The sequence below is a fragment of the Methylorubrum podarium genome (assembly GCF_022179745.1).
Lineage (GTDB): Bacteria > Pseudomonadota > Alphaproteobacteria > Rhizobiales > Beijerinckiaceae > Methylobacterium > Methylobacterium podarium.
This window is the reverse complement of record NZ_BPRD01000309.1, coordinates 1-8021: the sequence shown is the minus strand read 5'-3', so window position 1 is coordinate 8021 and position 8021 is coordinate 1. Positions and strand designations below refer to the sequence as shown.

General features: G+C 68.7%; 8 protein-coding genes. 2 read left to right on the top strand and 6 right to left on the bottom strand.

The features are described from left to right. Window positions 1-145: 145 nt before the first annotated feature. From MFF42_RS15610 to MFF42_RS15585, 6 genes are read right to left on the bottom strand one after another with little or no spacing between them, the layout of a single operon-like run. Window positions 146-1621, bottom strand: coding sequence for a class I adenylate-forming enzyme family protein (locus MFF42_RS15610; protein ID WP_238256563.1), 1476 nt, complete (start codon window positions 1619-1621; stop codon window positions 146-148). Window positions 1622-1651: 30 nt separating this feature from the next. After that, window positions 1652-2383 (bottom strand): CoA-transferase, encoded by a 732-nt coding sequence (locus MFF42_RS15605; RefSeq protein WP_238256562.1) that lies wholly within the window; start codon window positions 2381-2383, stop codon window positions 1652-1654. Beyond that, window positions 2376-3203, bottom strand: a complete 828-nt coding sequence (locus tag MFF42_RS15600) for a CoA transferase subunit A (RefSeq protein ID WP_238256561.1) — start codon at window positions 3201-3203, stop codon at window positions 2376-2378. Before MFF42_RS15600 ends, MFF42_RS15605 begins: the two co-directional genes overlap by 8 nt. Beyond that, window positions 3200-3943, bottom strand: a complete 744-nt coding sequence (locus MFF42_RS15595) for an enoyl-CoA hydratase/isomerase family protein (RefSeq protein ID WP_238256560.1) — start codon at window positions 3941-3943, stop codon at window positions 3200-3202. Before MFF42_RS15595 ends, MFF42_RS15600 begins: the two co-directional genes overlap by 4 nt. 12 nt (window positions 3944-3955) lie before the next feature. Continuing rightward, the gene (locus MFF42_RS15590; protein WP_238256559.1) at window positions 3956-5119 is read right to left on the bottom strand and encodes a CaiB/BaiF CoA transferase family protein; all 1164 of its coding nucleotides are present in this window, start codon (window positions 5117-5119) and stop codon (window positions 3956-3958) included. 16 nt (window positions 5120-5135) lie between these two features. Beyond that, on the bottom strand, window positions 5136-5951 hold the full coding sequence (locus tag MFF42_RS15585) for an IclR family transcriptional regulator (protein ID WP_238256558.1): 816 nt from the start codon (window positions 5949-5951) through the stop codon (window positions 5136-5138). Between the two features lie 280 nt (window positions 5952-6231). Here MFF42_RS15585 and MFF42_RS15580 point away from each other — a divergent pair, with 280 nt between their 5' ends. After that, a complete protein-coding gene (locus MFF42_RS15580) occupies window positions 6232-7539 on the top strand; it encodes an MFS transporter (RefSeq protein WP_238256557.1) in 1308 nt (435 codons plus the stop codon). Between the two features lie 129 nt (window positions 7540-7668). Continuing rightward, window positions 7669-8021 (top strand): putative sulfate exporter family transporter (locus MFF42_RS15575; protein WP_238256556.1); only part of this gene is annotated, 353 nt, incomplete at its 3' end.

Sequence of the window (8021 nt, the reverse complement as noted above, 5' to 3'; positions counted from 1 at the left end):
CCCTCGCGCTGCTGCTGGCCGTCAGCCTTGTCCTGATCCACGCCCTTCGCATCGCCTGAGGCGGTTTTTGGTTGATCACCTCGGGCCCTGCCCCACCCCGTCGTCGTGAGGCGGAGGAGAGTCCGAGGCGATCAACCGGCTTTCGTCAGCGATGGGGATCGACCGCCAGGACGGTCCGCAAAGCCTTCCGGTCGGTCTTGCCGACGCTGTTCGTTGGCAGCACATCGATGCCCCGGATCTCGGCAGGGACGTAGATCCGCGCGAGCGAGCCCTTCACGAAAGCTTTGAGGGCTGGCTCGTCGAGGCGTTCCCCCTCCTTCAGCACCACGAAGGCGACCGGCACCTCGCCGAGATCGGCGTCCGGGGCCCCCACCACGCAGCAGTCGCGGACGGCCGGATGGGTCGTCAGGTGACGCTCGATCAGAGCGGGCGAGATGTTCTCGCCGCCGCGGATGATCACGTCCTTGATGCGGCCGGTGATCGAGAGGAAGCCGTCCGCGTCGAACCGCCCGAGGTCGCCCGTCCGCAGCCAGCCGTCGACGATCGGCTGCTCCGTGCTCCCGAGATAGCCCGACATCAGGGCAGGCCCCGAGATCCGGATCTCGCCCTCGCTTCCGTGCGCCACCTCGGCGTTGGTGGCGGGATCGAACAGGCGGACGGTCTGCCCGGACAGCACCGTGCCGATCGTTCCGATCTTGCGATGCTCGGGCGGGTTCATCGTCGAGGTGCAGGTCGCCTCCGACAGGCCGTAGGAGACGAGCAGCGGTACGCCGAAAGCATCCTCGATCTGCTGGTGAAGCGTCGGCGTGATCGGTGCCGAGCCGCAGCGGAGGAAGCGGAGCGTCGCAAACCGTTCGCCGGGTTCGAGATGCGGGAGCATCCGCGCGTAGATCGTCGGTACGCCGGTCATGTAGGTCGGCCCGTCGTTCCGCAGCGATTCGATGGCGGTCTCCGGCCTGAAGCGGTCGTGGAGGATCAGGCTGGCGCCGGCCAGGAAGGGGACGATCAGCTGATTGTTGACGCCGTTGGTGTGGTAGAGCGGCATGACGTGGAGGAGCCGGTCGCGCGGATTCGTGCCGGTGTGGCGCAGGACCCCGTCCGCATTGCAGATCAGGCTGCCGTGACGCAGGACGACGCCCTTCGGGCGGCCCGTGCTGCCCGAGGTAAACAGCAGCATCGCGCTGTCGTCGCTGCCCAGGCCGTCGTCGATGAAGGCGCCGCCGCCGTTCAGAGTGCTAAAACCCCGCACCGAAGGGCTCTCGGGCGATCGATCGGCGAAGCGGTCGATCAGACTCTCATCGACGACGAGGTGGCGCATGCCGACCGTCTGCGCCTGCTCGGCGACGACCTCGGGCGCGAGTCCGGGCTCGATGAAGCAGACGCAAGCGCCCGCCTGCATCGCGCCGAAATAGGCGGCGATCGCGGCGACGCTCTTCGGTGCGATGAGGCCGACCTTGGCGCCGCGCTCGATGCCCCAATCGCGGATCCCCGCGGCATAGCCGTCGATCAGCCGAGCCAGTTCGGCGTAGGTGACGGTTGCAGGTCCGGCGATGGCCGTCCGGCCGGCCTGCGCATGCTGCGCGATCGCCTCTCGCAGGCGCGCGCTGATCGAGTCCGTCATGCCCTCGCTCCTCCCGTTATGATTCTTGTCTCAGCGCAGCCGGATCGCCGCATCGCGTTCGAACCGGGCGTCGGGGTCGAGGGCGGCGAGCGCCTCCGCTTCGGCCGGGGTCGGCGGCGGCGTCGGCTCTGCGCCGTCGGCCTCGAAGCGGAACCCGGTCCGATCCCGCACCTCGTCGAGGCTCGCCTCCGGATGCCAGGAGGCCAGGACGAGGCGGCCGTCGCGTTTCGTGAAGACGGCGATCGGCGTCACCACGCCGTGCATGCCGCCGGAGGCGGTGACGAAATCCAGCGTTTCGACCAAGGTCCGGCGCGAGTGCTCGGTTCGCCACGTCACCGCCCGGCGCGCGGTCGGCAGCATCACCGCGCCGCCCCCGCCGCCCGGCAGGCGCACCTTCGGGGCGTGCCAATCGCCGATGCAGGAGACGTTGGTGCGTCCGAGCCCGTCGATCTGGGCCGCGCCGAGGAAGCAGAGATCCATCTGCCCGCGGGTGCAGAGGTCGTAGAAATCCTCGTTGGCGAAGATCGACCGGGAGCCCTCCGCCAGCACCGGGTCGGAGGAGGAGATCGGCACCATCGACGGGCTCGGATCCACGCCGCCCGCCACGTTGATGTAGGTGAAGGCGAACGGGTAGGCGCGCTTGGCCAGCAGGCAGGCCAGCATCGGCAGGGCCGAGTTGACGCCGCTGAAGGTGATCTCGTTCGGCCGCACGAAGCGGGCGAGGTTCGTCACGACGTAGGAGAAGGGGGACCACTCAGACATGGGCCGCCTCCCGCGCCTCGGGCGCCGCGTCGAGATGGGCCTGGAGCACGCCGGGGGCGTCGTCCATGTAGGCCTCGACCGCCGGGTAATCGACCGCGTAGTGCGGCCAGCACGAGCCGGGCCAGGCACCGTCGGGGACGATGCTGACGGCCTCGACGAGGAAATGGGGCACGAGGGTCAGCTCCGGCTGTTCGCGAAACGACGCGCTCGACGCGACGCGCTCGGCGACGACGAGGACGCGCTTGGCCGATCGGCTCATGATGCGATCCCAGTGCGAGGTGCCGTAGACGCGTACGTCGCCCTCCTCGCTGACCTCGTTTGCGTGGATGACGGCGAAGTCCGGGGTGATCCGCGGGATGACGTAGACCGTCTCGCCGCCGCCGTAGGGGTCCTCGACCGTCTTCCAGCCGTTCAGGGCGGGCAGATCGGAGCCGTGAATCCCGCCGCAGGGCATGAAGGGCACGCCGAAGGCTGCGGCGCGCAGGCCCGCGGTAAGGCTGGCGCAGGCATGCTCCTCCAGGCGGATCTGGCCGGTCTCGACCGCGCGCCGATACCACGGTGCGAGGCCGAAATTGCCCTCCATCGCGACGATGCCGGCGCGCGCCCGGCCGAGCGCCCCGGCGCGGCAGAGGATGTCGATATCGTAGCCGGGGGATTGCTTGATGACCTCCAGGTCCCTGCGCCCCTGGCGGATCAGCTCGCGCACGAGGGCGAAGGGGCCGCGGTGCAGGAAGCTGCCGCCGAGGGCGAGCGAGCTGCCGTCGGTCACGCGGGCGGCGAGGTCTTTGAGGGGGACGATCTTCGGCGTGCCGAGACTCACGGGCGCTTCTCCCGATGCGACGATGTTTGGGCGCGGTAGGCGCCGATGCGCGCCTTGAGCCCCGGACGGGCGGCGGAGGTGACGAGGTCGGCAAGGTCCTGCGCCCGCGTGTCGGCCGTGGTCGCGCCGTAGAGGGCCGCGGCCGCTTCGGGCGAGAGCCGGCACGCCGCCTCGACGGCGTTCGCGACGGCTTCCGGCCATTCCGCGATCGCGACGCGGCCCGTCAGGAAGCCGTCCTGCAGCGCCTCGTCGGCGTCGAAGACGAGGCCGTCGCCGAGGACCGCGCGGGCGCGGGCTTCGCCGACGCGCTCGGCGTAGCGGCGGGTGCCGAGCACGAGGCCGAAAGCGAGCCCCGGCATCCGGAAGGTCGCGCCCGGATCACCGATGCGGCGCCCGCAGGAGCAGATCAGATCGACGCCGGCGCCGAAGTTGCGCCCCTGCGCCAGCGCCATCGTCTCGAAGGGCGCGTGACGGACGGCCTGCAGCAAATGCTCGACGAGAACGAAGCGCAGAACCAGATCGCCCTCGGACTGCTCCTCGTAGCCGCCGAAATCGAACCCGGCGCTGAAGTTGCGGCCGTTGCCCTTGAGCACGAGCAGGCGGATGCCGGTGCGGCCGGCCTCGGCGACCTGTTCGAGCAGGGCCTCGACCAAAGTGGCCGAGAGCGCGTTCATCTTGTCCGGCCGGTTCAGCGTGAGGATCAGGGTCGGGCCGTCGCGCTCGACGAGAAGCTCGCTCATCGCGGATCCTCCTCAGGCCGTCCGGGCCAGGGCGGCTGCCGGCCGTTCGGCTCCGAACACGTCCTCGTTGTGCTCGCCGAGAGCGGGCGGGTCGCGGTAGATCGGGAATCCTTCGCCGGAGAACCGCAGCGGGGAAACGAAGGTGCGGGTCTCCACACCCGACGGCAGCCGCACCGGCTGCACCCAGCCCATATGCGCGACCTGCGGGTCGGCAAGGGCCTCGGAGTAGCTGTTGATCGGCGAGCAGGGCACGCCGGCCGCGCGGAAACGCGCCAGAAGCTCTTCGCAGGTGAAGTCCGCGAAGAGCGTCTCCAGGATCTCGAGGAGCTCGCCCTGGTTCTGCGCTCGCAGGAGCGTCGAGGCAAAGCGCGGGTCCTCGGACAGGTCCGGGCGCTCGATCGCATCGCAGGCCGAGCGATAGAGCGCGTTGTTGCCCGCCGCCATCGCGAAGTAGCCGTCCTTGGCGCGAAAGGCTTGGTAGGGGGCGTTACGCGGGTGCGCGGAGCCGAGCCGACGAGGATCGCGACCGCTGCCGAAATACTCGCTGGTCTGGAGCGCGCCCATCGCCAGCGAGGCGCCGAACATCGAGGCGTCGATATGCACGCCCCGGCCGGTGGCGCGGGCCTCCAGCAAGGCGGCCGCGATGGCGTAGGCCGCGTAGAGCCCGGTGCCGAAATCCGAGATCGGCACGCCGCACTTGACCGGCGGCGCATCGGGCTCGCCGGTCACGCTCATCACGCCGCTCATCGCCTGCAGGGTCAGGTCGAAACCGGCCTCCTTCGAGCGCGGCCCTTCCTGGCCGTAAGCCGAGATCGAGCAGTAGACGAGGGCGGGCCGGTCGGCGCTGACGGTCGCGTAGTCGAGGCCGAGGCGCTGCATGACGCCGGGGCGGTTGTTCTCCAGCACGATGTCGGCGGAGCGGATGAGATCCCGCGCCCGCGCGTTGTCGGCCGGATCCTTGAGGTCGAGCGTGACCGAGCGCTTGTTGCGGTTCAGCGAGGCGAAGTTCTCGCTGTAGCCCTCGCTGATCGGGGGCCAGGCCCGCATGGAGTCGCCACCCTCCGGGTGCTCCACCTTGATGACGTCCGCGCCCATGTCGGCGAGGAGCATGGCGCAGAACGGACCGGCAGCGACGCTGCAGAACTCGATGACCCGGATACCGGAAAGCGGTCGCAAAGCCTTACTCCTTCGATCAGGCGAATTCGGCGGTCGCGCCCGAGGGCGCGTGACCCTGAGCGGTTCGCGGCGCGTGGTGTGACGAGAGGGTGATGGGATTGTAGCCGAGCGCCCGGGACAGGCTGCGGGCCACGTCGACGACGACATCGCTGTATCGGCGCAGGGCGGCCGGGTTCAGGCGGTCGGCCGGGCCGGAGATGCCGATCGCGGCGCCGGGACGTCCCATCGCATCGTGGACGATGGCGGCGAGCCCGCAGACACCCTCACGCCACTCGCCGCGATTGATCGCGAATCCCTGGATCCGGACCTGTTCGAGCTCGCGGCGCAGGAGGTCCAGGCTCGGGATCGTCCGGGAGGTGTGGACCTGAAGCACCTCCGGCAGGTGCGCCAGCGCCTCCTCCTGATAGGCGAGCAGCGCCTTGCCGGAGGCCACGCAGTAGGCCGGCGCGCGGCCGCCGATCGAGGAATAGGCCCGCACCGGGTGCGGGCTCTCGATCTTGTGCAGGTAGATGACATCCGCCTTGTCGAGGAGCGAGAGGTGAATCGTCTCCTGCGTCCGCTCGGCCAGCGACCGCATGTAGGGCTCCGCGACCTGCCGCACGTCGATACGGGCCAGGACGGAACTCGCCAGCTCGAACAGCTTCAGCGTGCACTCGTAGGTGCCGGCCGGTGTGGCGCGGGCGTAGCCGGCGGCCACCAGCGTCTGCAGCGTGCGGTGCACGTTGCTCTTCGTGAGGTTCAGGGAGCGGGCCAGGTCGCTGACGCCGCGCGGCGCCTCGCTGCCGGCGAGATGCTCGAGAACCGTCAGGCCTTTGATCAGCGTGCTGTCCATCGTTCCACTATTCGATACAGCGTTCCACAGAAGGCTAGTGCCGAACGCCGAGGCGCGTCAAGGCCGCGGATCGGTCAACTGGCGAAATCCTTACGAAGATTGTCGGGCGGGTGAACAAACGCCGGTACTATGCTGCATTTTTTCGATTGACGAAGAATGGACTCATTCAATAGCGTAGTGAAAGGTGATACGGCGTTCCATATAATAGAACAATCGGGTGCTGTTCATCGACTCCGGGGAAGACCCGGATCACAACCACCCCATTGTCGGGAGAGGGAACATGGACGCCACGGTGAGAAAGCCGCCGACGAAGAAGGACGTTTTCCGCGTCGTCAGCGGCAACTTCCTCGAAATGTTCGACTTCATGGTCTACGGCTTCTACGCCGCCGCGGTGGCGAAGGCCGTGTTCCCCAACGACAACGAGTTCGTCTCGTTGATGCTGTCGCTGGTGACGTTCGGCGTCGGCTTCCTGATGCGCCCGCTCGGCGCCATCGTGCTCGGCGCCTACATCGATCGGCACGGACGACGCGCGGGCCTGGTCATGAGCCTCGCGATCATGTCCGTCGGCGTTGCCCTGATCGCCTTCACGCCGACCTACGCCTCGATCGGCATCGCCGCCCCGATCCTCGTCCTGATCGGACGCCTGCTCCAGGGCTTCTCGGCGGGCGCCGAATCCGGCGGCGTGTCGGTCTATCTGTCCGAGATCGCCACGCCCGGGAACCGCGGCTTCTACGTGAGCTGGCAGTCGGCGAGCCAGCAGGTCGCCGTCGTGTTCGCCGCCGTGATCGGCGTCACCTTGCGCGGCCTCCTCACCGAGGAGCAGATGCTCAGCTGGGGTTGGCGCATCCCGTTCCTGATCGGCTGCCTGATCATCCCGGTGCTGTTCTGGATCCGCCGCTCGATGCAGGAGAGCGAGGACTTCGCCCAGCGCGCCAAGCATCGTCGCGTCACGCTCGGCGAGATCTACCGCTCGCTCCTCCAGAACTGGGCGATCGTCCTCAAGGCCGTTCTGCTCGTCACGCTGACGAGCGTGTTCTTCTACATGATCACGGCCTACACGCCGACCTACGCGCGCCAAGTGCTCGGGCTGAGCGACCAGGACAGCTTCATCGTCACGGTCTGCGTCGGCCTCGCGAACTTCGTATGGGTTCCCGTCATGGGCGCGGTGTCGGACCGCGTCGGCCGTCTGCCGGTGCTCCTGACCTTCTCGGTGCTGATCGGCATCACCGCCTACCCGGTCATGGCCTGGCTCGTGTCCGACCCGTCCTTCGGCCGGCTCCTGGCAACGCTGATGTGGATGTCGTTCCTCTACGGCGGCTATCAGGGCGTCATGGTCGTCACCCTGACCGAGATCATGCCGGCCGAGGTGCGCGCCACCGGCTTCTCGCTCGCCTACAGCCTGGCCCAGGCGATCTTCGGCGGCTTCACGCCGGCGATCTGCACCTACCTGATCCACGCATCGGGCAACAAGGCGATGCCGGGCCTCTGGCTCGCCTGCGCCGCGATGTTCTCGATCGTGGGCGCGCTGACGCTCTACCGCAATGCGCATATCGCGCGGCGCTCGGCCCCGTCCGCCAGCCTCGCCTGACCGATCGCACGCAAGGCGCCAGCGGATCTTGAGGCTTTCGCGAACGGCCTGGGCGGAAACGGTTCCGCCCAGGCGTCAACCACCGAGAACGCGTCGTCGTTCGGACAGGTATCGAACAGGACCATCGGCATGAGCCTGAGGACGGCGGCACGGGACGCGCTGGCGAACCCGCGAGCAAAGGCCGGCTCGGTCTCCGACCTGTTGCCGGGGGTCCTGCTCTGCCTGACCATCGCCGTCGTCGCGGCGGGCATCCAGTCTCTCGAGGAGCGGAGCTTCGGTCATCCCTACATCGAAGCGCTCGTCCTCGCGATTCTGTTCGGCCTCGGTCTCCGCACGGTCTGGCAGCCGAGTCCGCGGTTCCAGGCCGGCATCGCGTTCAGTGCCAAGCAACTGCTCGAGGTGGCCGTCGCGCTGCTCGGCGCGACGGTGAGCGTCGGCGCCCTTCTGGCGTCCGGCCCGGCGCTCCTCGCCGGCATCGTCAC

What these genes read in the sequence shown, in the direction of transcription:
- MFF42_RS15605 (WP_238256562.1), bottom strand. Translation starts at nt 2,383, where the DNA reads ATGTCTGAGTGGTCCCCCTTCTCCTACGTCGTGACGAACCTCGCCCGC.
- MFF42_RS15595 (WP_238256560.1), bottom strand. Translation starts at nt 3,943, where the DNA reads ATGAGCGAGCTTCTCGTCGAGCGCGACGGCCCGACCCTGATCCTCACG.
- MFF42_RS15610 (WP_238256563.1), bottom strand. Translation starts at nt 1,621, where the DNA reads ATGACGGACTCGATCAGCGCGCGCCTGCGAGAGGCGATCGCGCAGCAT.
- MFF42_RS15580 (WP_238256557.1), top strand. Translation starts at nt 6,232, where the DNA reads ATGGACGCCACGGTGAGAAAGCCGCCGACGAAGAAGGACGTTTTCCGC.
- MFF42_RS15585 (WP_238256558.1), bottom strand. Translation starts at nt 5,951, where the DNA reads ATGGACAGCACGCTGATCAAAGGCCTGACGGTTCTCGAGCATCTCGCC.